The organism is Streptomyces sp. NPDC058985, assembly GCF_042740985.1.
Classification (GTDB): Bacteria; Actinomycetota; Actinomycetes; order Streptomycetales; family Streptomycetaceae; genus Streptomyces.
Genome location: NZ_JBHYJX010000026.1, coordinates 68182 through 93132, shown reverse-complemented (window position 1 = coordinate 93132; position 24951 = coordinate 68182). Strand labels below are relative to the sequence as shown.

General features: G+C 74.6%; 3 protein-coding genes. All 3 read right to left on the bottom strand.

Translation table 11 applies throughout. The features are described 5' to 3' along the window. Nucleotides 1-38: 38 nt before the first annotated feature. Nucleotides 39-1133 (bottom strand): MupA/Atu3671 family FMN-dependent luciferase-like monooxygenase, encoded by a 1095-nt coding sequence (locus tag ACFW01_RS22725; RefSeq protein WP_234956691.1) that lies wholly within the window; start codon nucleotides 1131-1133, stop codon nucleotides 39-41. Next, nucleotides 1130-15667 (bottom strand): SDR family NAD(P)-dependent oxidoreductase, encoded by a 14538-nt coding sequence (locus tag ACFW01_RS22720; RefSeq protein ID WP_384506040.1) that lies wholly within the window; start codon nucleotides 15665-15667, stop codon nucleotides 1130-1132. Before ACFW01_RS22720 ends, ACFW01_RS22725 begins: the two co-directional genes overlap by 4 nt. After that, nucleotides 15664-24951, bottom strand: a 9288-nt coding sequence (locus tag ACFW01_RS22715; protein WP_384506037.1) for an SDR family NAD(P)-dependent oxidoreductase, incomplete at its 5' end; no start/stop codon positions are given. The genes ACFW01_RS22720 and ACFW01_RS22715, both read right to left, overlap by 4 nt.

Below are 24951 nucleotides of genomic sequence, written 5' to 3'. Positions count from 1 at the left end.
GGCGGGTCGGCCCGCCGCCGGCACCGGACTGCGGGGTGTCAGTTCCGGGCGTAGTACCAGGACAGGGCGTCGTCCGGGGCCGCGGCGGCGGGGGGCGCGGGGGACGCGAAGCGGGCCCGCAGCCCGTCGAGGCTGGGCAGCATGCCCAGGACCGTCTCGAACGGGACGCCGAAGTCGACCAGGCACGCGATCTCGCCGACGCCGATGTCGCTGAGCCGCCGCACCACCTTCGCGCACTTGTCGGGCGTACCGAGCAGCGAGCGGCGCTGGTAGAAGTCCTCCGCCGCGATGTCGACGAGGGCCTTGTGCTCGGCGTCGCTCATGGCCGACGACGCTCCGTCGACGGCGGCGTCGTTGCGCTTCTGGGCGACGAAGGAGGACAGGTAGTTCCGGACCGGTTCGTGCACGATCCGCTTCACCTCCGCCTCGTCGTCGCCGACGAACGTGTGCAGTCCCACGGTGACGATGCCGGACGCCGGGTCGAGCCCGGCCTCGGCCCGCGCCCTGCGGTAGGCGGAGATGTTCTCCTCCAAGCGCTCCCAGCTGTCCAGCAGCGTCAGGACGTTGAGCCCGGCGCGGCCCGCCTGGAGCCACGTCTGCGGGTTGGAGGTGTGCACCAGCCACAGAGGCAGCTCCGGCTGGTGCGGGCGCGGGTAGGTGCGCACGTTCAGGGGCTGTCCGTCCGGGCCCGGGAACGCCACCTGCTCGCCGCGCCACAGGGCGCGCAGCGTCTCGATGTGCCCGAAGGTGTACTCCCGCCGCGTCTCGTACAGGTCGGGGTGGAAGACGAAGTCGCCCTTGTGCCAGCCCGTGGCGAGGCAGATGCCGACGCGTCCGCCGGAGAGCTGGTCTACCAGGGCCCACTCCTCGGCGACCCGCACCGGGTGATGGTGCGGAAGCACGACGCTGCCGGCCCGCAGGTGCAGGTTCTTCGTCGTGGCCGCCAGGGCCGCGCTGAGGACGGACGGGTTGGGGAAGCTGCCGCCGAACTCCTGGAAGTGGCGCTCCGGGGTCCAGATGGCCTTGAAGCCCTTGTCGTCGATGGCGCGGGCGACGTCGAGGACGAACCGGTACCGGTCCCCGAAGCCGTTGCGGTCGTTGGAGGAGAAGAAGTAGACGCTGAAGTCGGTCATGAGCGCGGTCCGTTCGGAGCGAGTGCGGGCAGGGTGCGGGTCACGACCTCGGCGATGGCGCGCAGGTTGTCCTCCAGGACGATCGTGAAGTGGTCCGCGTCCAGGTCGTGGATGCTCACGTCGTCCCCGGCGAGCGAGCCGAGACCGTTGGTGGTGTCGGAGTCGTCCCGCCCGATGGCGGGCATGCCGTACGGATTCTCCGCGGCGGAGAAACCCTTCGTGGCGTGGAAGACCGTCGTGCGCACCGGGCGGGCGAACGGCCGGGCCTCGTAGTCGAGCAGCAGCTTGCCGTTGAGGTCGAGCAGGGCGAAGCGGGTGCGGACCAGCCGGTGCACCTCGTCCGCCGCCAGCTGCGCCGGGGAGCCCTCCACGACGTGCCGGGTGATGTGGTCGATGGCCTCGTCGCTGGACATGCCGATCAGTTCGTCGATGGTCAGCGTCGGATCGGCCTTCCACAGCTGGGACGCGGAGTTGCCGATCAGCATCAGCGTCACCGCGTCCTGGTTCTCCTCGGTGATCACCGTGTTGTCGACGCCGTTCCAGGCACCGGTGCCCGGCAGCAGCGCGTCCACCAGGTACAGGCGCGACACCTCCTGGCCCGCCTCGACCAGCTGACGCGCCATCTCGAAGGCGAGGATGCCGCCGAAAGAGGCGCCGCCGAGCACATACGGCCCCTCGGGGTGCTCCTCGCGGATCTCCGCCACATAGCGGGCCGCCATCGCCTCGATCGACGGGAACTCGGTGAACCGGAGGTCGGAGTCGAGCTGCTCCAAGCCGTACAGCGGGTGCTCCATGCCGAGATACCGGGACAGGTAGATGCAGTAGCTGACATCTCCGAACAGGTGGTGCACCCAGAACGACGGCGTCTTGCCGCCGCTGCGGTTGATCGGCACCAGGAAGTGGCGGTCATCCGCGGGCACGGTGCGGACCTCGCGGTCGGTGATCCGCAGCGGTGTCCGCGCCGCGGGCGCCGGCTCGGCGGTGCGCGTGGCCAGCAGGGCCGCACCCTCGCGGGACACCGCCCCGCCGGGCACCGTCACCGGTTCCAGCAGCGCCGGCGGCGGCACGAGCGCCCGGTCCCAGGACCTGGCGTCGGGCGTGGCCAGGACGGCGGTCCGGCCGGCCAGGGCCAGCGGGCGGACCGCGGTGTCGCCGGCCGCCCGGCGCAGCACCCCGCGCCAGTCGGCGGCGAAGGCCAGGCGCTCGGTGAGTTCCGTGCCGCGCAGGGGAACTCCGGGTAGCGCGGAGAGGGATTCCGCGGCCGACCGCAGGGCGGACGCACGGTCCGGGCCGGTGCCGGTCGTCGTCAGCGGATTGCCGGACCACACGGCGGCGAAGTGCTCGGCCACGGCCCGGACGTCCGTCGCGGGGTCCTCCGCGAGCGTGGCGTCGGGTCCGGGCGCGTCCAGGAGGATCAGCTGCGCGACCTCGTGACCGGCGTCGGTCAGGATCCGGGCCGTCTCCGCCGCCAGACGCGCGGCGACCGAGTGCCCGGCCAGCCGGTACGGGCCTTCGGGACGGTCGGCCAGGATCGCGCCGGCGCACGTCTCGGCGAGCTCGGTCAGACCGTGGCCGTTGTTCGTGCCGTGCGGCGCCGGGGAGGTGAACTCCACGCCGCGGACTTGGCCTTCGGCGCCGAACCAGGCGCGCAGGTGCAGCAGCCAGGTCAGTTCGCCGGTGGCTCCGGGCAGGCCGTACAGCGGGGTACCGGGGCCGTCATCGCCGAAAGGGACGACGGCTGCCTCCGGGGCGGCGGCGTCCGGCTCGACGGGCGCCTCCGACGTGCGCGGGGTGGCTGCTTCGGTGTCACCGGCCGCTGTGCCGCGCGGCGAGACGCCGTACTCGTCGACCAGGTGCTGGACCAGGCTGTTCAAGGTCGTGCACTCGAAGATCGCCGCCATCGGGATGTGGTCGCCGAACGCCGCCTGGATGCGCTGCATGATCCGCAGAGCGGAGATCGAGTCGACGCCGTACGCCGTCAGGTCGCGGCCGGCGTCCACGGACTCGGGCGGCAGCCCGATGCCCTCGGCCAGGAGGGACCGCACCTGTGCGGCCAGTTCCTCGGAGGGACCGGAGGCCGGGCCCGCCGCCGACGCGCCGGTCGAGTCGGCCGCGGTCGTGGCGGTGGGCTGGACCGGGACGGACGGGGCTTTGGGCCCGGGGCCGGTGACGGCGGTCGTCGGGACGGTGCCGTCGGCCGACGGCGCGGCACCGCTGACGGGGGAAGCCACGGGGAGCGGTGGTGCGGCGGGGGAGACCGGGCCTGCCGCGGCCGGGGCCGCCGGAACCGCCGCCGGAACCGCCGCCGGAAGGGGCGCCGGAAGTGGCCTCGGAAGTGGCGCGGGCGGCGTCGTGGGGCTGGGCGCGGGGTTCGCCGGCGCCGCGGCCGGGGCGGGAGCGGTCGGCGCGAGGGTCGGAACCGGAGGCAGCCAGTGGCGCTCGCGGGCGAACGGGTACGTGGGCAGTCCGGTCACCCGGCGCCACGGGGCACCGGTGTGCAGCGCCGACCAGTCGATGTCCGTGCCGCGCACCCACAGCGCCGCGGCCTTGCCGAGGTCACCGGACCGGGCCAGCTCCAGCACACGTGCCCGGTCGTCGTCGTCGAGCAGGCCGGCGGCGGTCCGGTCGGGGGCGGCCGGGGTGGACTCGACGGCGAGGTCGTTCTTCTCCCCGGTGGCGAAGGCCCGCAGCGCGTCCGCCAGCCGGGCGGCCGAGTCGGTGACCACGGCCAGACGGCGCTCCAGCGTGGGCCGCCCGCGCTGGAGCGTGCGGGCCAGACTCCGCAGATCGACGGCGTCGCCGCCACGGGCCGCCGCCCGTGCCACGTGGTCGGCGAGCAGTGCCGCGTATGCCTTGAGCCGGTCGTCGGTGCGGGCGCTCAGGACGAACAGCTCGGGGGTGCCGTCGTGGACCTCGGCCGGACGCGGGTCGACGAACTCCTCGACGACCACGTGGGCGTTGACCCCGCCGAAGCCGAAGGAGCTGACCCCGGCGAGGCGCGGCGCCTCGGCCCCCGAGGCGGTGCGCGGCCGGTCCCAGGGACGGGCCGAATCGACCAGGTGGAACGGGCTGCCCGCCAGGTCCAGCAGCGGATTGGGCCGCTCGACGTGCAGGGTCGGCGGGAGCATGCGATGGCGCATCGCCAGCACGATCTTGATCAGACCGGCGATCCCCGCCGCGGTCTCCAGGTGGCCGACGTTGGTCTTGACGCTGCCGAGCCCGATGAACCGGCCCCGGTCGGGGCCCACTCCCAGCTCGCGGAACGCCTGGGTCAGGCCGTTCAGTTCGACCGGGTCGCCCAGGGCGGTCCCGGTGCCGTGCGCCTCGACGTAGCCGACGAGAGAGGCGTCGGTGCCGCCGCGCCGGTGGGCCGCCGTGATCACGGCCGCCTGCGATCCGGAGTTCGGCGCGGTCAGCGAGGCGGCCCGGCCGCCGTGGTTCACCGCCGTACCGCGCACGAGCGCGTACACCGTGTCGCCGTCACGCAGGGCCGCCGACAGGGGCTTCAGCAGGACCGCGCCCACCCCCTCACCGCGCACATAGCCGTCGGCGCGGTGGTCGAACGTCTTGCAGCGGCCGTCCGCGGCGAGCATCCCGGACTTGCCGAACGCCAGGTAACCGGTGGGGGTCAGGGTGAGATTGACGCCGCCGGCGATCGCCGCCGAGCACTCGCCGTCCTGGATGGCCCGCACCGCGCGGTGCACGGCGACCAGACTGGAGGAGCAGGCCGTGTCCACCGGCTCGCTCGGACCGCGCAGGTCCAGCAGGAAGGAGACCCGGTTGGCCAGGACGCTGTGCGCGTTGCCGGTGGCCAGCTGGCCGTCGATCTCGACGCCGGACTGGAGCAGCAGCGTCGCGTACTCGGTGGAACCGCAGCCGACGAAGACGCCGGTGTCGGTACCGGCCAGGGACGCGGGGTCGTGCCCGGCGTCCTCGACGGTCCGCCACACCGTCTCCAGGAAGAGCCGGTGCTGCGGGTCCATCAGCTTGGCCTCGCGCGGCGAGATGCGGAAGAAGCCGGGGTCGAACAGGTCGGCGTCGGTGAGGAAGCCGCCCCAGCGGGAGGGCACCTTCTCCGGGTCGGTGCTCGGGTCGCCGTAGATGTCGTGCCAGTCGAAGCGCTCGGCGGGGATCTCCGTGACGAGGTCCCGTCCGGCCAGCAGATGGGACCAGTACGCCGGGAGGTCGGGGGAGCCGGGGAAGGATCCGGCCATGCCGACGACGGCGACGGGCTCGTCCGCGTGTCCGACCGGGGCCTCCTCCGCCACGGCCGTGGGGAGTACGGGCTCCTGCCGTACGGGGGCGGGTTCGTCCCGTACGGGGGCGGGTTCGTCCCGTGCGGGGGCCGGTGCCGTCGCTCCGGCGGTCTGCCGGGCCAGCTCCTGGACCAGCGCCCCGACGTTGCGGAACCCGTACAGGTCGGCCGGGTTCAGGGCGGTGCCCAGCTCGGCGTTGACCCGGTCGGCCAGGTCGACGACCGTGACGGAGTCGAAGCCGAAGTCGCTGAGGTGCTCGTCCAGGCCGATGTCCTCCGGCCGTACCCCCAGCACCGCCGCCACCGCGTCCACCACGGTCGTACGTATGCGCTCGACGGCCTCCGGCGCAAGGTGGCCGTTGGTCTCTGACACGTCGTTCTCCTCCAGGTCCGAGGGCTGCCGGGACTGTGGTGCCCGGGATGGGAAAGAGGCGGGCGCGGGGGTGCGGTGAGGCGTTTTTGCGCGGTCCGCGTCGGGCGTCCGGGCGGCCGTGGCGGAACCCGGCTCGGCGGGCAGGCGGTGCACCGTCCGCGCGAACGGGTAGCCCGGCAGCGACACGATCCGTCCGTCGGTGTGGCCGAGCGCCCCGTCCGCGCCGGTCAGCCGGGCGCCCGTGACCCAGGCCGCGCCCGCCGCGACGAGCGCCGTGGTGCCGTCGCCGGCATCGGCGTCGGCGTCGGCGGGGACGGGGACGGGGACGGGGACGGCATACTCGGTGTCCGCGTCGGCGGGGGCATGACCGGTGCTGACCCGCTCCGGCCGCTCGCCCGCGAGGTGGCCGTCCAGCAGGGTCAGCAGTTCAGGCACGCCACGTGCGACGACGGCCAGCCGCCGGCCGAGGGGTTCACGGCCCGCGGCGAGCGTCCGCGCGATGTCCGCGAGCGCGGGCGCAGCGGTGCCGAGCGCCGTCAGATGATCACGCAACCGCTCGACGTGGGTGCGCAGTTGGTCCTCCCGCCGGGCCGACAGCAGCACCAGCCGCGGCCTGTCCCGCGGATCCGCCGTCCGTGCCGGGGTGGGCGGTCCGGCCACCACCACATGGGCGTTGGCACCGCCCGCGCCGAAGGAACTGATCGCGGCCACGCGCTCGGCCGGGGGCACACGGCCCGGCCATGGCTCCCGCTCGCGCACCAGGCGCAGTGTCCGGCCGTCGAACTCCTCGACCGGCTGCGGGCAGTCCAGCGTGGCGGCCAGCTCGCCGTGCCGCATCTGCAGCAGCACCTTGGCCAACTGGGCCATGCCGGAGGCCGCTTCCAGGTGCCCCAGCGAAGGCTTGACGGAGCCGACCGCCGTGCCACGCCCGCCGAACACCCGGGCCAGCGCCGCGGCCTCCACCGGGTCGGCCAGCGGGGAGCCCGTCGCCTGGGCCTCGACGTACTGCACCCCGTCAGGGCGCACGCCGGCGCGGGCGAGGGCCCGGCGGAGCAGTTCCTCCTGCGCGTCGGCGCTCGGGGTGACCATGCTGTCGGTCGCCCCGTTCGCGTTGACGGCGGTGCCGAGCACCAGCCCGTGGACGCGGTCACCGTCGCGCAGCGCCGCCGACAGCGGCTTGAGGACGACGGCGCCGACGCCTTCTCCGGGCACCATGCCGTCGGCGTCCCGGCCGAAGGAGCGGCTGCGGCCGTCCGGCGAGAGCATCTTCATGCCGGCCAGCGCGGTGTGGTGGGACGGGTCCAGGATCAGGTTGACCCCGCCCACCACTGCCGCGCCGCAGTCGCCGCGCCGCACGGCCTCGCCCGCCAGGTGCAGTGCCGTCAGCGCGGACGAGCACGCCGTGTCCACGGCGAGGCTCGGCCCGGTGAAGCCGAAGACGTGCGAGGCGCGGTTGGCCACGGACCAGTGCGCGGAATGGGCGTGCGCGTCGGATCCCGCGCCGCGCAACTCGGCGGCCAGCACCTGATAGGGACTGTGCATCAGACCGGCGAACACGCCGACACCGGTGCCGGCCGTGGCCCGCGCCGAGCGCTCCAGCCCGGCGCGCGTCGTCCCCGCGTCCTCCAGCGCCGTCCACACCGCCTCCAGGAACAGCCGCTCCTGCGGGTCGCTGCGCTCGGCGTCCCGCGGCGACATCCGGAACACCAGCGGGTCGAAGGCCTCCACGTCGTCGAGGAACGCGCCCCAGCGGCCGGCGCGGTCCGCGCCCGCCGGGTCCCAGCGGTCGCCGGGCACCTCCGTGACGGCCCGACGGCCCGCGCGCAGGTGGTCCCAGAGGCCGTCGAGGGTGTCGCCGCCGGGGTAGCGGCCGGAGACGCCGACGATCGCGAGGGGCTCCTCCACGGCCGGCGGCGGCGTCGCCCGGGCCTCTGCCGGGCCGGCGACGGGAACGTGCGTGGTGACCGGAGTGGCCGTCTCGGCGGGTACTCGCGCGGCGACCGGAGTGGCCACCGTGCCCGGTGCCGGGGCGGTCGCGGCAGCCTCTTCCGAGGCGTCGCTCACGGCCGCCTCGGGCCGTGCCTCGGTCGGCTCGGGCCGCCTGCGGCGCCGGGTGGGAACCGTCGGCGTGCTGGTGTCGACCAGGCGGACCAGCGGCTGCGCCGGATCGTTCAGCAACGCCTCGACCACACCGCTCAGGGACGTCGACTCGTAGGGAATCGTGCGCGGGACAGGGCCGAGGTCGGCCTCGATCCGGTCGACGACCTCCATGCTGACGAGGGAGTCGGTGCCGTAGGAGGACAGCGGCGCGGCCGCGTCAAGCTCCGCCTCGTCGAGCCCCAGCACATCGGCGAAGATCCGCCGCAGATAGGCCGTGGCCACCTCGGTCAGTTCGGTGTCGGTGTCGGTGCCGGACGCCGCAGGCTCGGCGGCGGGCTCCGTCGCCCCCGCCCCGGTGAACCGGGCGAACGGCTCCGCGGCAGCCTCCAGCAGTGCCGTCGCGACCCCGTCCAGGGACATCGACTCGTAGGGAATCGTGCGCGGCGCGGTCCCCAGATCGGCCTCGATCCGGTCGGCGACCTCCATGCCGACGAGGGAGTCGGTGCCGTACGAGGACAGGGGCGCCGCGGGATCCAGCTCCGCCTCGTCCACCTTCAGTACGTCGGCGAAGACCCGCCGGAGATAGGCCGTGGCGGCCTGGGTCAGGTCGGGCACCGGCGCCTCGGGAACCGGAGGTGCGGGCACCCGCTGCGAAGGCGCCGGTTCGTCGGTTGCCGTACCCGCCGGTTCCGGGGCCCGCTGCTCGGGCACCGGCCAGGCGTCGCGCTCGGCCAGCAGCACGTGCTGGCCCGCCGCTGTGTCGTCCGGCCCGGCCGCGCCCACGGTCCGCACCCCGCGCAGCCCGGAGTCCAGCAGCACCGACCGCCAGGCGCCCGGGGTGAGCAGCGGCGAGTGGGGCTGCCGCAGCTCACCGTCGTCGTACGCCCACCAGCCCTCGGTCAGGCCGAAGATCATGGTCACGGCGTCCAGTACCCGCGTGCCCTCGTTGACCACCAGCAGCCCGCCCGGCCGCAGCAGCCGGGCCGCGGCACGCACGTTGTGCCGTACGTCGGAGGTGGCGTGCAGCACGTTCGCCGCCAGGACGACGTCGTACGCACCCTCCTCGAAGCCCTGGGACGCCGGCTCCCGGGCGACGTCGAGGACCGAGAACCGGGCCTGCGGGTACGGCTCGGAGAACCGTTCGCGCGCCTTGCGGACCAGCCCGGGGGACAGGTCGGTGAACGCGTAGTCGAAGCGGTCACCGAAGGGCTGGAGCGCGTCGAGGACGGGACGGCTGGTGCCGCCGGTGCCCGCGCCGATCTCCAGCAGCCGCAGCCGTTCGTCACCCTCGCCGAACCGGTGCTCCGCATAGCCGGCGACGGCAGCCGCGCACACCGCGTTGAAGTGTTCCGAACGTGGGTCGTCGTGGTAGAGCGGCGCCAGCTTGTGCTCGCTGCCGCCGGGGAAGAGTACCGACAGACCGCTGCGCCGGCCGCACAGCACCTCGGGCAGCACCTCGGTGCACTCGCGCAGCAGGTCGGCCAGCGCGGTGGCGTGCGGATAGGCGGACACGAGACGGTCGCGCAGGGCCGCGGCGGCCGCCGGGTCCGGAACCTCCGGCTCGGTGGCGGGAACGGTGAGCGTGCCGTCCGGGTTGGCCGTGAGGTGTCCGCCCCGGGTCAGCGCGTACAGCGCGGCGTCCAGCAGCCGCTCCTGGACGGGCACGACCGCCAGACGGCGGACGAGTTCGTCGCGGGTCACGGTCGTGCCGGGCTCGGGCCACGCGCCGTGGCCGAGGAAGGCGTCGCGCAAGAGCACTCGCGCGTACGGCTCGAGGGATGCGAAGAAGTCCGCCCCGGTCAGTCGTGCGTCGTCGGCGGTCCGCCTGCGTGCCGCGGCCTCGGCCACGCGCACGGCTGCGGACGAGGCGGACGAGGCGGACGAGACGGCCGGTGAACGCCCGGCCGTCTCGTCCCCGGACCCGGCGAGCCGCACCGGTGCCACCTGCACGGCGGGCCCGGCGAGCACCCGCCGGAAGGCGCCGAGACCGGCCGAGTCGCTGATGGGCTCGACACCGAGCCGGGAGGTCACCCGGGCCCGGTAGTCGTCGGTGGCGACCGAACCGCTCTCGCCCCACAGCCCCCAGTTGAAGATGCGCACCGGCCGGTGCAGCCGGGCGGCCAGGAAACGGCCGTACGCGTCCTGGAGCGTGGACGCCGCCGCGTAGTTGGCCTGTCCCGCGTTGCCGTTGTGCGAGATGGCGGACGAGAACACGGCGAAGAAGTCGAGCGGTTCGTCGGCCAGCACCCGCTGGAGCACGACCGTGCCGTACGCCTTCGGACCGAACGACGAGCGCAGCGTCTCCTCGTCCATCCGCGACAAAGTGCGGTCCTTCAGTACGAACGCCGAGTGCACGACGCCGTCCACACCGCCCCACGTCTCGCGCATCCGCGTCACCGCCCGGCGCAGTGCGGCCTCGTCGGTGACGTCCGCGGCCGCGTACGCCACCCGGTCGGGCACAGCCGACAGCAGGACCCGGGCGCGCTCGGGCAGCTCCTCCTGCGGCCTGCGGCCGGTGAGCAGGACCCGGGCGCCGTACGCCGTGGCCAGGTGCTCGGCGACGACCGTGCCCAGACCGCCGGCGCCGCCGGTGACCAGATAGCGGCCGCCTTCCCGCAGGGGCAGTACGTCCTCGCCGCCGGACACGTCGACGCGCTCCAGCTCCTGGGCGTACCGCACCCCGCCGCACAGGGCGACCGAGTGGGCCGGACGGGCGGCGGGCTCGGCGGTCAACTGCCCGGTCAGCGCGGCCCAGTCGTCCAGCCGGGCGCATCGCAGCAGGTCCTCGCGAGCGACGTCGACACAACTCAGGGAGAGGAAACCGAGCTCGCGCGACGCCGCGGCGACGAGTCCGGGCACCCCTCCGGAGAACGGGTTGCGGGCCGGCAGGGCCTCGTCGGTCGCCTGCACGCCTGACGTCACCACGTGCACGCGTACGCCGGTCCGCGCGCGCCGCGCGTCCAGGGCCTTGAGCAGATGGAACAGGGCCACCGGGCCGCGGTCCAGCGCCTCGGTCAGCTGACCCAGGTCGTCGGCCGAGTACAGCCGTTCCTCGACGCCGCCCAGGAACCAGACGGTCCCCGGGTCACCGGCCTCTTCCAGCACCCGGCCGAAGGCCTCCGCCGAGAGGGCGACGTCTTCCAGCAGCACGTGCCGGACCGGGTGCCCGGCCGCCCGGTGGCGAGCGGTCAGCGCGCCGCCCAGGCCGTGGTCGCGGGTGGTGCCCAGGACGAGGACCGGACCGCTGTCGCCGGCCGGGGCCGGTTGGTTCGCCGCCGACGGACGCCACACCGGACGGTACAGCGGAACGTTGTCCTCCGCAGTGGTTCCCTCCGGCGCGGACGCCTCGGACCGTGCGGCGGGGCGGGCGATGCGCAGCCCTTCGAACCGGGCCAGCACGGTGCCGTCGGCGGTGGCCAGGGCGATGTCCGCCCGCGCGGTGCCCCGCTCGGCGTCCCTGGCCACCAGCGTGACGTGGGCGTAGCGCGCCTGAAGAGGCGACGCGCCAAAGCTGATCCGGGAGGCCGACGCGGGCAGCGCGGCGCGGCCGTCGTTCTCGGGCAACACCCCCTGTATGGCGTGCAGAGCGCTGTCCGTCATCGCGGCCTCGGCCGCCCACACCGGGGCATCCGCCCCGGGCCCGGACAGCTCCGCCAGGGCCTCGCCGTCACCTCGGTGGAGTGCGACCAGCCCCCGGAACAGCGGCCCGTACCGCAGCCCCGCGGCCTCCGCCCTGCCGTACACCTCGGCGGCGTCGATGCGCCGGGTGCACCGGGCGCGGGCCGCGGCCACGTCGAGGCGGCCGAGGTCCGCTCCGTCGCCGGTGGCGAGCCGGCCGCTGGAGTGCACCGTGCCGGTCGCGGTGCCGCACAGGTCGAAGGACGTGCCGTCCCCGGTGAAGCGGACGGCCACGTCCAGCGTGTCGTCCTCGACCTCCAGCGGCACCCGCCAGCGGACGTCCTGGAACACCACGGCGCCGTCGGTGAGTCCGGCCGCCTGCCGTGCCAGCCCCAACTGGACGACCCCGGCGACCACGGGCCGGCCCAGCACCGTGTGGTCGGCGATGACGGCGTCGGTGCCGCGGAGCACCGCGAGCCCGGTACCCGGGGCAGCGGCCGCTTCCTCGACCAGATCCACCCAGTACCGCTTGCCGCCGAACGGGTACGACGGCAGCGGCACGGGTGTCGGACGAGGACCGTCCTCGAACGCCGCCCGCCAGTCGACGGGAGACCCGGCCACCCAGGCGTCGGCGAGCTGTTCCCAACGCCCTTCCGTCGTCGAGGGCCTTACGTCAGCGGGTACTTCGCCACGATCGGCGCGACCGGTGCGCACGGCCGACGACACCTCGCCGTCCAGGTGGCCACGCAGGCGGGCGAGCAGTTCGCCGGCCGACGAGACGACGACCGCCAGCCGGTGATCCCACGCGTCGCGGCCGGCCAGCAGGGTGAAGGCGATGTCGCGCAGTGCGCGGTCCGGGTCGCGGACGAGGTCGTCGACGAGCTGCTCGACCCGCTGCCGCAGCTGCTCGGGAGTGCGCGCCGAAAGGCCCACGGCGTACGGGCGGCCGTCGTCCACGGAGCCCTGCGGAGTGGGCCATTCCTCCAGGACCACATGGCCGTTGGCGCCGCCCGCGCCGAAGGAGCTCACCGCGGCGCGGCGGGGCACGCCTTCTGGAGCGGGCCAGGGAGCGGTGGTTCGCTGCGGCCGGAACGGGGTGGTCTCCAGGTCGAGCCTGGGGTTGACCGGCTCGCTGTGCAGTGTCGGGACCAGGGTGCGGTGCGCGAACTGCAGCACGACCTTGGTGATGCCGCACACCCCGGCCGCCGCCTCCAGATGGCCGAGGTTGGACTTCACGGAGCCGATCGCGCAGAAGCCGGTGTCATCGGTGTACTCGGCGAACGCCCGCTTCAGTCCCTCGACCTCGACCGGGTCGCCCAGGGCCGTCCCCGTGCCGTGCGCCTCGACGTACCCGATGGTGCGCGCGTCGACGCGGGCGGCCCGCAGGGCGTCCGCGACGACCGCACCCTGGGCGCGCGGAGTCGGCACGGTGTAGCCGTTGCTGCGGCCCCCGTGGTTGACGGCGGTTCCGCGCACCACGGCGTGGATACGGTCGCCGTCGGCGAGGGCGTCGGACAGCCGCTTGAGGATGAGCGCCCCGGCGCCCTCGCCCGGCACGAAACCGTCACCGCCCTCGCCGAACGCCCGGCAGCGGCCGTCGGAGGCCAGCAGCCGCATGTCGGTCAGCGTCGCGTACTTGATCGGGTGGATGTTGACGTTGACGCCGCCGGCGATCGCCATCTTCGTCTCGCCCGACAGCAGACTGCGGCAGGCCAGGTGCAGCGCGGTCAGCGAGCCGGAGCAGGCGGTGTCGAGGACCATGCTGGGGCCGTGCACGTCCAGGACGTAGCTGAGCCGGTTGGCGATCGAGTAGTCCATGGAGTGCGCGAACACCTTGTTGCCGCGGCCCCACTGCTCGGCGCCGACGAGGCCGTACTGGGAGCCCGTCACACCGACGAAGACGCCCACGGAGTGCGTGTCGCCGACGCGGGTCGTCTCGTGCAGCCTGCGCCGCGAGTATCCGGCGTGCTCCAGCCCGGCCCAGGCGACCTCCAGGAAGATCCGCTCGTTCGGGTCGAGCCTGGCGGCCTCGCCGGGCGAGATGGCGAAGAACAGCGAATCGAAGCGGGCCACGTCGTCGAGGAAGCCGCCCCACCTGCCGGTGATCGCGCCGGGCGTGCCCCGCTGGGCGGCGAGGTGGCGGTCGTTGTCCCAGCGGTCCCGGGGGACCTCACGGATCAGGTCGGTGCCGGCGGCCAGCGACTGCCAGAACTCCGTCGGGTCGGCACCGCCCGGATACCGCCCGCCGAAGCCCACGATGGCGACCGCCTGGTCGTGGGGCAGACCGTCGCCGAGTTCGGCGGGCGCCGTCTGCGCAGGCCGCTCCCGGTCCACGGGGACCGGTCCGGTGACGGCCGACGGCCCGGCCGGCCCGGCGGCCCGCGGGGTGTCCGGACCCAGGACCGAGCGGAGGGCGTCCGGTCGCCGGTCGGCGAGGAAGCGCGCCAGCTCGGCCACGGTCCGGTACTCGAACAGCAGAGTGACCGGAAGGTCGCCGAAGCGGTCCTCCAGGGTGGCGGTGAGCTTCTTGATGAGGATCGAGTCGACACCGAAGGTGGAGAACTCCTGGTCGGCGCGGAGCCGTCCGGAGGGCAGTCGCGCCGTCTCGGTGACGAGGTCCAGCAGGTACGCTTCCGCGGCGGTGCCCAGGTCCTCGCTGCTCGCGGTGGTCGAAGCCGCGGTTTCGGGCACCACGTCGCCGGTGGCCTCCTCCGCGGACACCTCCGCCACCCAGGCGCCGACGCGGTCGGCCCGTCCGTAGACCACCAGCGTCTCGGGTTCCCCGCCGACGACGGCGTCGGACAGGGCACGCAGCCCCACCTCGGTGGGCATGGGAAGCATGCCCTGCGTCTCCTCCAGGACCCGCCGGTTGTCCGCCGGGATCGCCATGCCGCCCTCGGCCCACAACGGCCAGGCGACCGCCACCGACGCGCCGTGGCGGGAGCCCGCGGCGGCCCGCCGGGCCCGGGCGGCGGCCAGCTCGCCCAGCGCCCGGTTGGCGGCGGCGTAGTCGGCCTGCCCCGGGGCGCCGAAGTAGGCCGACGTCGACGAGAACAGGACGAAGAAGTCGAGCGCCAGATCGGACGTCAGCCGGTCCAGGTGGTCCGCGCCGTCGACCTTCACGGACAGCACCCGGTGCGCCGACGCGGTGTCCTTGTTGACCAGGTAGGAGTCCTCGTTCAGCCCCGCGGAGTGCAGCACACCGTCCAGACCGCCGTACTCGCGCCGGGCGGCCTCGACGGCCGCCTGCGCGTCCTGGTGGCGGGTGATGTCCCCGCGGACGTGGACGACCTGGGCACCTGCCTCCTCCAGACGGCGGAACTCGGCCAGTTGCTCCGCGTCGGGTTCGGAGCGGCCGGTGAGGACCAGCCGGGCGCGATGTTCCCGGGCCAGCAGCGCGGCCAGACGCAGCCCGATGCCCCTGGCACCGCCGGTGATCAGATACCGGCCGCCGTCGCGGAACGCGGACGGCCGGCCGGGGTGGGCCGGGGAGGGACGGAGCACCCGGATCTCCCGGCCGTCCGCGCCGTACCGCACCTGGGCCAGGCCCGGCCGGACCGCGGACAGTTCACCGAGAGCCACCTGGAAGGCGTCCTCGGCCCATGCCGGCACGTCGTCGACCTGGACGCAGACCGCCCGCAGTCTGCGGTCTTCGGCGCTCGCCACCTGCGCCAGCGCGCCCAGGGCGGCGCCCGTCTCCGGGCGGGACCGGCCGGTGAGGAACACAACGGGCACCGGGCCTTCCGCCCGGTCGGAGATCAGGGCGCGCAGTGCGGGAAGCACCAGCTCGACCGCGCGCACGCACCGAGTGGTGGCGGCCGACAGGTCGAAGACCAGCCCGCGCGGCCGCCTGCCTCGTGCGGTCTCCTCGCGCAGGTACGCCGTCCACGACGCCGTGTTCCCGTCGAGGTCGATGCCGAGCCGGACGGCCCGGACACCGGCCGGCGGGTGCGCGTCGGCGCCGTCCACCACGAGCAGGACGTCACCGGCCGTGACAGCCGGGTACGCGGCCGGACGTGGGGCCGCCGGCTCCCAGACGGGGGTGTACCCGACGAGTTCCATGCCGTCGGCCGGGTCGGCGCCGCCGCCGGCGCGGGCGAGCAGCCGGGCGGCCACCGCCGGGTCGAGCTGCCCGCCGCGGACGCGCTCGAGTACCAGGCGGCGGACGGTTTCGGTGTTCGGTGTCATCGTTCCATCCCGTCGTTCCGGACCAGGCTCAGGTCCACGTCGTCAACGGTCAGTTCGCCGCGGCTCAGGGCGTCGAGCATGGCGACCAGCTCCTCGGGGGCGTCGTCCTCGGCGGTCGCGGAGGTCCGGTTCCCGCGATGGTCCGCATCGGCGGTGGTGGGGTGCGTGTCGGCCTCGGCCGTCGCCCAGAACGTGGTGGGCGCGAAGGGGTAGCCGGGGAGACTCACCCGGCGGACACCGGCCGGGGAGGGGGCGGCGAGAGCTTCCGAACCGGCCCTCCCCTCGACCCACTGGCGGCCCAGCGCCCGCGGGTCGTCCGTGGGCACGGCGACCGGCCCCGCGCTGCCGGCCCGGCCGGTGAACAGGCGGTCGTCGCCGCGGCCCGTGGCGTGCGCGCGCAGCGCCGTGACCAGCTCCGGAAGCGTCCCGGCGACCACGGCCAAGCGGTGCTCCATCGTGCTCCGGCCCGTGCGCAGCGTGTGTGCCACCTCGGCGGGGGAGACCGTACGGTCGCCGTCGAGGCGATCCGCCAGCGCGCGGGCCGCGTCCCTCAGCCGATCCTCATCGCGGGCCGACAGCACGAACAGTTCGAGTCGTCCGGCCCCGACAGCGGCGGCGCCCGGAGCGTGGTCCGGGTACTCCTCCAGGATCACGTGGGCGTTGGAACCGCCGAATCCCATCGAGCTGACGGCCGCCCTGCGGGGCAGCGTCCCGTCCCCGCCGCCGGTGGGCGCCGGCCAGTCCTCACGGCGGTCCGCGATACGGAACGGGCTGCCGTCCAGGTCGAGGAGCGGATTGGCCTCGTGGAAGTGGATGCTCGGCGGGATCTCGCCGTACCGCAGGGCGAGGGCGGCCTTCACCACGCCGGCGAGACCGGCCGCGGCCTCCAGGTGTCCCATATTGGACTTGATGGACCCCACCGCGCACCAGGCGTCCACGCGCTCGTCCTCCCCGAGGCCCGCCCGCTCCGCGAAGGCCCGGCGCAGACCTCGCAGTTCGATCGGGTCGCCGACCTCCGTACCGGTGCCGTGCGCCTCGACGTAGCCGATGGTGCGCGGGTCGGTGTCCGAGTCGCGGAGCACCCGTGAGATCAGCGCCGCCTGGGCGGCCGGGTTGGGCACCGGCAGCGACTGGGCGCGGCCGCCGTGGTTGACCCCGCTGCCGCGCACCAGCGCGTACACGGTGTCGCCGTCGGCCAGCGCACGGGACAGCGGCTTGAGGTACAGCGCGATGACGCCCTCACCCCGGCTGAAGCCGTTCGCGGACCGGTCGAAGGCATGGCACCTGCCGTCCGGGGACAGCGCGCCCATCTGGCCCAGCGCGACGTACATGTCGGGCGCCAGCAGCAGGTGCACCCCGCCGACCAGGGCGTCGGAGCACTCGCCGTTCTCGATGGCGCGCGCCGCGCGGTGCAGGGCGGTCAGCGAGCTGGAGCAGGCGGTGTCCACGGCCTCGCTCGGCCCGTGCACCCCGAGTTCGAAGGAGATGCGGTTCGCCAGCACCGTCTTGGCGTTGCCGTTGACGGCGTACGGCTCCCGGTAACGGCCCACACGGGCAAGGTGCGCCGTGTAGTCGTGGGAGGTGGCGCCGACGAACACACCGGTGTCGCCGCCGCGCAGCGACGACGGCGCGTGTCCGGCGTCCTCCACCGCGTGCCAGGCCGTCTGCAGCATCAGCCGCTGCTGCGGGTCCATCACCTCGGCCTCACGCCCGGATATCCCGAAGAACTCGGCGTCGAACTCGGTGACCCCGTCGACGAAGGCGCCCCACTTGCTGTTGGTCGTGCCCGGCTCGCGGTGCGGGTCGCCGAACAGGGGTCGCCAGTCCCAGCGTTCCGCGGGGATCTCGGTCATGTGGTCGGTGCCCGCCAGCAGATCACGCCACAGGGCCCGTGTGGTCCGTGCGCCGGGCATCCTGACGGCCATGCCGACGACGGCGACGGGGTCCCGCCGCTCAGCGCCATCGGTCCCGGTCCCGTCCTCGGGCCGCGCCGCCGCAGCGGGCGTCACGGACGTCTCCGTGGTCGCGGCGGTGCCGGCCCCGCGGGCGAAGCGGGCGCAGCTGTCCGGCGCGCGGGCCAGCAGCTCCCGGGCGAGCGCGGCGACCGTGCCGGCCTCGTAGAGCAGGACCTTCGGCAGCTTGCCGAAGTCCTCCTCCAGCTCCCGCACGAGCTGGATGGTGCCGAGCGAGTCGACACCGAGTTCGGTGAAGGAGGTCTGCTCGTCCACGCTGTCCGCCGAGACGGACAGGAAAGAGGCGACGACCTGACGCAGATGGGCCCGCACCCCTTCCTCGGGCTCGGCCGGCCCGGACGCGGCGGGCGCGGCGGCGGACACCGTCCTTGGGGTTTCGGCGCGCGCGGTGACGGACGGCGGACCGCCCTCGGCGCGCGCCACGATCACGCACTGGTCGTCCTCGTCCGGGACGCCGTTGTCGTGCGTCTGCACCCAGCTCTGCGCGAAGCCGGCCCGCCGCAGGACGTCCTGCCAGCGGTCCTGCGCCAACAACGGGGCGCCCGGCATCCGCTCGGTGTCCCGGCAGGTCCACCAGCTGGGGATCATTCCGAACAGCAGGAACTGGTAGTCGATGTTGGAAGTGATCTCGTTCAGCAGCAGCAGACCGCCGTCGGACAGCAACCGGCGCAGATGGGCCGCCGACTTGGTGATGTCCTCCGTCGCGTGCACCACGTTGGACGCGATCAGCAGGTCGTACGCGCCCGCCTCGACGCCCTGGGCGGCCGGGTCGTGCTCCAGGTTGAACGTGGAGAACACCATCGGCAGGCCCGCGTCGGCGAACTTGCGGCGCGCTTGGCGGAAGTACGAGGCGGAGATGTCGGTGAAGGTGTACTCGACGCGGGCTCCGTAGCCCGCCAGACGTTCCACGACCGGCCCGGTGGTGCCGCCGGTGCCCGCCCCGACCTCCAGGATGCGCACCGGGCGGCCGGGGTCCCGCGCCAGGCGCTCGCGGACGCAGCCGTCGGCGAAGTGGGCCACCACGGCGTTGTAGTGGTCGGCTATGGCGTTGCCGTGGTAGACGCCGCTCAGCAGGTCCGCGACCTCCCCGCCGAAGTACAGTTCGATCGCCGAGGTGCCGCCCGTCACGACGCGCGGGATGTGCGGGATCACGGCCCGGGCCAGCGCGACCAGGTCGCCGACCTCGGGGTGGTCGGTCGTCAGGTCGTCGAACTCCTTGTCGATCAGGTTGCGTTCGGCCGCCGGGTCGGGCAGCGGGCGCGGCGCGGCGGTCACCACGTCGGCGAGTCGCGCGACGTAGCGCTCGTACGGTTCGACGGGCGGCAGGCCGGCGAGGACGTCAGCGCCGGACAGCTCACCGGTGGCACCCAGGTGCTCGCGAACCGACAGGGCGGCGAGCCGGGAGCCGACGACGCCCAGCCGGTCCAGGCCGCGCCGAACGCCGATGGCGTCGTACCCGGACCCGTACATGAAGGACCTGGCGGTGGCGAGAGCCTGGGCGGCAGGGCCCTCGGCGTCCCGCGCGGCGGGCCGGGCCGCGGTGGCGGCAGTGGCCGAGGTGTACGGGGCCGGAGCCGCGGCGGTGGGAGCGGGCGAAGGGGACGGATCCGCCGCGGTGGCCGGCCCGGCGGAGACGGGCGGGGCCGCCGGTGCGGGTGCGGCGTGCTGCTCGGGCTCGCGCAACCAGAAGCGCTCGCCCCCGAAGGCCCGGCCGGGCAGATTCAGGCGTGGCGCGTCGGAGCCACCCGAGACCGGCGTCCACGCCACCGTCTCCCCGCCGGCCCAGCGCCGCGCGGCCGCGACGGCCGACGCGTCCGATCCGGGCGCCGCGCGGACCGTTCCCGCGTGGACCGGGCCCGCGAGCAACGCATCCAGTTCCGCGCGCAGTTCACCGTCGGTGGCGGCGACCACGGCGAGCCGGGCGGGCAGGGGATCACGGCCCTGCTGCAGGGTGGCGGCCACCGCCGCCAGGCCGGGCCGCCCGTCGAGGGCGGTACGGTGCCGGCGCAGCACCTCGGGCAGCGCCTGCGCGGACGAGGCGGAGAACGGCACGACCAGGCTGTGGCCCCCCGCCCACGCCGTAGGGGCGCGGTGCGGCGCCTCCTCCAGGACGACGTGGGCGTTGGCGCCGCCGAACCCGAAGGAACTCACCCCGGCCCGGCGCGGCGTACCCGGCCGCGCGGGCCAGTCGGAGGTTTCCGTGGCGAAGGTCAACTCCGCGCTGTCCAGGGCGAGGTACGGGTTGGCCTGCCGGAAGTCGGGCATCGCCGGGATCCGGCCGTGCTCCAGGGACAGCACCGCCTTGACGACTCCCACGACGCCCGCGGCGCCCTCGGCGTGCCCCAGGTGGGCCTTCGCCGTGCCGACGACGACCGGCGGGGCGTCGCCCGGGCGTTCGGTCAGCGCGCCGCGCAGCCCCTCGATCTCGATGGGGTCGCCGAGCTTCGTTCCGGTTCCGTGCGCTTCCAGCAGGCCCATCGTGTGCGCGGGCAGACCGGCGTCACGCCATGCCCGTGCGATGAGTTCGCTCTGCCGCTGCGGGTTGGGCGCGGTGACCGCGCCCGTGTGGCCACCGTGACCGACGGCGACCCCCTTGATGACGGCCCGGACCGGATCACCGTCGGCGATTGCGGCGCGCAGCGGCTTCAGCAGGACCGCGGCGACCGCCTCCGCCGGCACGTAGCCGTCGGCACGCTCGTCGAAGGCGTGGCAGCGGCCGCTCGGCGACAGCGCCCCGGTCCCCGACAGCGACAGGTAGTGGCGCGGCGTCAGCATCAGGTTGGCGCCCGCCGCGAAAGCCATGGAGCACTCGCCGCGGCGCAGCGACTCCACCGCCAGCTGCAGCGCGTGCAGCGACGAGGAGCAGGCCGTGTCGACGGTCAGGCTCGGCCCCGACAGGTCGAAGTGGTGCGAGGGCCGGTTCGCGGCCATCGTGGTGGCGATGCCCGTGGCGTCGTACGGCCCCGGCCGGCGGCCGCGGGTGATCATCTCGCCCTCGTAGTCGCGGAAGCACTCGCCGACGAAGACGCCGGTGTCGCTGCCGCGCAGCCCGGGCAGGACGGCCCCGTCCTCGGCCGCCTCGTACAGCACCTCCAGCAGGAGGCGCAGCTGCGGGTCCATCGCCTCGGCCTCGGCCCGGGAGATGCCGAAGAACGCGGCGTCGAACCGGCTCACCTCGTCGAGGAAGCCCCCGGCCGGGCACTCGGTCGTCCCCGCCGCACCGTCGGCGTCGAGGTACCGGCTGTGGTCCCAGCGGTCCGCCGGCACGTCGCCGACCAGGTCCCGCCCGGCGAGCAGGGCGTCCCACAGCTCGTGGACGTTCGAGGCGCCGGGGAAGCGGCCGGCGAGGCCGATGACGGCGATGTCGCGGTCCGTCGCGTCCGGGCCGGGGGTGGGTTCCACCACGGAGGCGCGGGGCGGCGGGGCCGGCACGACGGCGGAGCTGTCCCGGGTGACCGGTGTACCCGGTTCGGCCGCCGTCCCCTTGAACGAGCCGTACCAGGCGCGCACCGCCTCGCCGTGCTCCTGGGCAAGGTGAGCCGCCAGCTCGGGGACGCGCGTGCAGCGGAAGAACACCGTGGGCGCGATCTCGACGCCCAGCTGCTGCCCCAGCCGGGCACCCAGCGTCACCACGTCCACCGAGGTCAGCCCCAGCTCCATGAAGGTCCAGGCCGTCAGCTCCGCGGACAGGCTCGCCGCCTGCGGCAGTACGCCCGTCACCGTCTCGGTGATCATGGCCTCCAGTTCGGCCGCGAGCTCCGCGTCCGCCGGGCCGGCCACTCCCACGACCGGCTCGGCCCTGCCGTCCGGGGCAGCCCCATCGCCGGGGGCAGCTCCTTCGCCGGGGGCGCCCCCATCGTCGGGGGCCGCCGTCCGGACGCGTTCCGGCCAGATGACCGCGAGCAGGCGCTCGACCTTGGCGCGGTCGCCCTCGAAGACCGCGAGCTGCGGCCCGTCGTGGGCCAGACCGGCCTCCAGCGCGGCCAGACCGTGCGCCGTCTTCAGCGGCACCAGCCCGGTGCTCTCCAGCACCTGGGCCTCCACGGCCGGGTTGATCCGCATGCCGCCGTCGTCCCACAGCGGCCAGTTCACGGCCACGCTGCGGCCCCGGCGCTCACCCCGCGCCACGAGCTCGTCCCGCCAGGCGGCGAAGGAGTCCATGTAGGCGTTGGCGGCGGTGTAGTCGGTCGTGCCGATGGAGCCGAGCACGGCCGAGGTGGAGGAGAACAGCACCAGGTAGTCCAGCGGCCGGTCGGCGGTGGCCAGGTCCAGGTTGCGGGCACCGTCGAACTTCGGTCCCAGCACCCGCCGGACGGAGTCCCCCGTCTTGGTGATCAGCAGGCCGTCCTCCACGACGCCCGCGGTGTGAATCACCCCGGTGACCGTGCCGAACCGCTCCTCCGCGGTCGCCACCAGCCGCCGTACGTCCTCCAGCCGCGTGACGTCGGCCTGGACGTACACGGCGCGCGAGCCGAGCCCGGCCAGCTCGGCCAGGAACTCACGCTGCGTGGCGCCTTCCGGGGAGCGGCCGAACAGCACGATGTCGGGCCGGGCCGCGCGGGCCATGCGCCGCGCCACGTGCCGCGCGATACCGCCCGTGCCGCCGCTGATCAGACAGGTGCCGCCGGGCCGGGCCAGCGCGGTGCCGGCGGGCAGCGGACGGGTGGGCGCGAAGCCGCGCACCTCGCGGACACCGGCCGCGGTGTACCGGACCTCCAGGTCGGCGGGCGACGATGCCTCCGCGAGCAGCACTTCGGTCGTCCGTGCCGCGTCGTCCGTGGGCGCGGCGAACCGGACCGTACTCAGCGGCAGCTTGGGCTGCTCCAGGCGCAGTCCGCGGGCCAGGCCGCCCACGGAGGCGTCCGGCGGGCACTCCGTGGGGGAGTGGTAGGCGTGCACGACCGGTAGGGCCACGCGGCGGCCCACCGCCCACGCCTGGCACAACGCGTACACCGACAGCAGTCCGGTCGGCCGCTCCGGCGGTCCGTCGGGGGCGGAGCCGTCGAGGTGCCACAGGTGCAGGATCGCGGCGGGGACACGGCCCTCCTGCTCCAGGGCCTTGCGCAGGTGCCCGTGGTCCTCGGGGGAGTCGGGCGAGAGGGTGAAGTGGTCGGCGGACAGCCGGGCGAATCCGCTGCCCGGAGTGACGAGCACCGGGCGGAGGCGGGAGCGCAGGGTCGCGCAGCGCGCGTCGGACGTGTCCAGCACCAGCACGGTCTCGCCGTCGAGCGGGACGGTGGCGGGCGGTGTCGGGCGGGGCGCCCAGGCAGGCTCGTACAGCATCACCTGGCGCAGGTCGTCCAGTGGGACGCTGCCGGTGCCGGGGACCGCGCTCCGCGGCTGTGCCGCGCGCTGCGGAGGGACGCTCCTCGGCTCGTCGGCGGGGGTGATCCAGTGGCGTTCCCCGGCGAACGGATAGGAGGGCAGCGCGATCCGCCGTCCGCCAGGCACCGGGGCGAGGGTGCCGACCGTGCCGTTCGCCCAGGACTCGGCGGACTTCTCGGGCACGGCCGGCGCCTGCGCGGGCTCCACGGCTCCGGTCGCGGTCCGCCGGGCCGTGGCACGGGTGTGGGGCACCGCGGGTGTACGGCCCGTCGCGAACGCGTCGAGCGCCTCGGCCAGTTCCGCGGTGGAGGCGACGACGAGCGCGAGCCGCTCGCCCAGGTGGCGTCGCCCGACGGCGAGCGTGTGCGCGACGTCGGCGAGCCGCGTCTCGGGGCGCGCCCGCAGGGCGTCCGCGAGGTCGGCCGCCCGCCGGGTCAGCTGCTCGCCGGTGCGGGCCGACAGCGCGACCACCTGCCGGGCCGACGCCGCCTGCGAGCCGGCGGGCGGGGACTCGGGTGACACGTATTCCTCCAGGACGACATGGGCGTTGGCCCCGCCGAAGCCGAACGCGCTGACCGCCGCGCGCAACGGCGCGGGACGCCCGGTGGCCGGGTCCGTCAGCGGCGTCCAGGGCTCCTCGGCGGCCGGGAGGCGGAACGGTGACGCGGCGAAGTCGATGGCGGGGTTCGGGCGTTCCGCGTGCGGTGACGGCACAAGGGTGCGGTGCCGCAGGCACAGCAGGATCTTGGTGAGCGAGGCGAGGCCGGCGGCGGCCTCGGTGTGGCCGATGTTCGCCTTCACCGAGCCGATCGCGCAGAAGCCGACCGCGTCGGTCTCCTTGCGGAACGTCCGGGTCAGGGCGTCCACTTCGAGCTGGTCACCGAGCGCGGTCGCCGCCCCGTGCGCCTCCAGCAGCGTCACCGCCGACGCCGGGAGGCCGGCTCGCGCCAGGGCTTCCTCGACCACCCGGCCCTGCGCCTCCGGGCTCGTGATCGTGTAACCGGGGGTGCGGCCGGTGTGGTTCACGGCCGATCCGCGTACGACGGCCAGGATGCGGTCGCCGTCCGCCTCCGCGTCCGCCAGCGGGCGCACGATCAGCGCACCCACGCCGTCCGCCGGGACGTACCCGGACGCGTCCGCGCCGAAGGGGCGGCTCGTACCGTCCTTCGCCAGCAGGCCGTTGGCCGCCGAGCGGACGTACTTGTACGGATGCAGGGACAGACTCACCCCTCCGACCAGGGCCGTGCGGCACTCTCCTCGGCGTATCGCCTCACAGGCCTGGTGCAGTGCTGTCAGCGAGGACGAGCAGGCGGTGTCCACCAGGACGCTGGGACCGCGGAAGTCGAAGGCGTGGCTGACCCGGTTCGGGATGCCGCCGAGCCAGCTCAGCGCGACGTCCGTGCCGCCGTCCCGCACGCTCTCCAGACCGTGCAGGTGGTAGTCGGCCCACATCGAACCCGCGAACACACCCACGGGACCGCGGGCCGCCGCCGACAGTGATTCCGGGGTGTATCCGGCGTCCTCCAGAGCCGACCAGGCGACTTCCAGGAACTGCCGCTCGTGCGGGTCCATCAGTCTGGCCTGCTGCGGCGGGATGTTGAAGAACAGCGAGTCGAACCGGTCGACGTCCTCGATGAAGCCGCCCCGCTTGAGGTACGAGCGGCCCGGTGTGCCCGGCTCGGGCGCGAACCAGGCGTCCGCGTCCCAGCGTTCGGCGGGCACGTCGTCCAGGCAGTCGCGTCCGGTGCGCAGCACCTCCCAGAACTCGTCGAGATTCCGGGCGCCGGGATAGCGCCCGGCCACGCCGACGATCGCCATCGGGGCGTCGGCGAACGGCGGCGCGGCCGGGGCGGGCGCGGTGGTGTCGGCCGTCGGGGTGGTCTCCGGGGTGGTGTCGGTGGGTGTGTGGAGGCCTTCGTCGGTGAGGTGGGTGACGAGTTGGCCGATGGTGGGGTGTTCGAAGAGGAGGGTGGGGTAGAGCTCGGT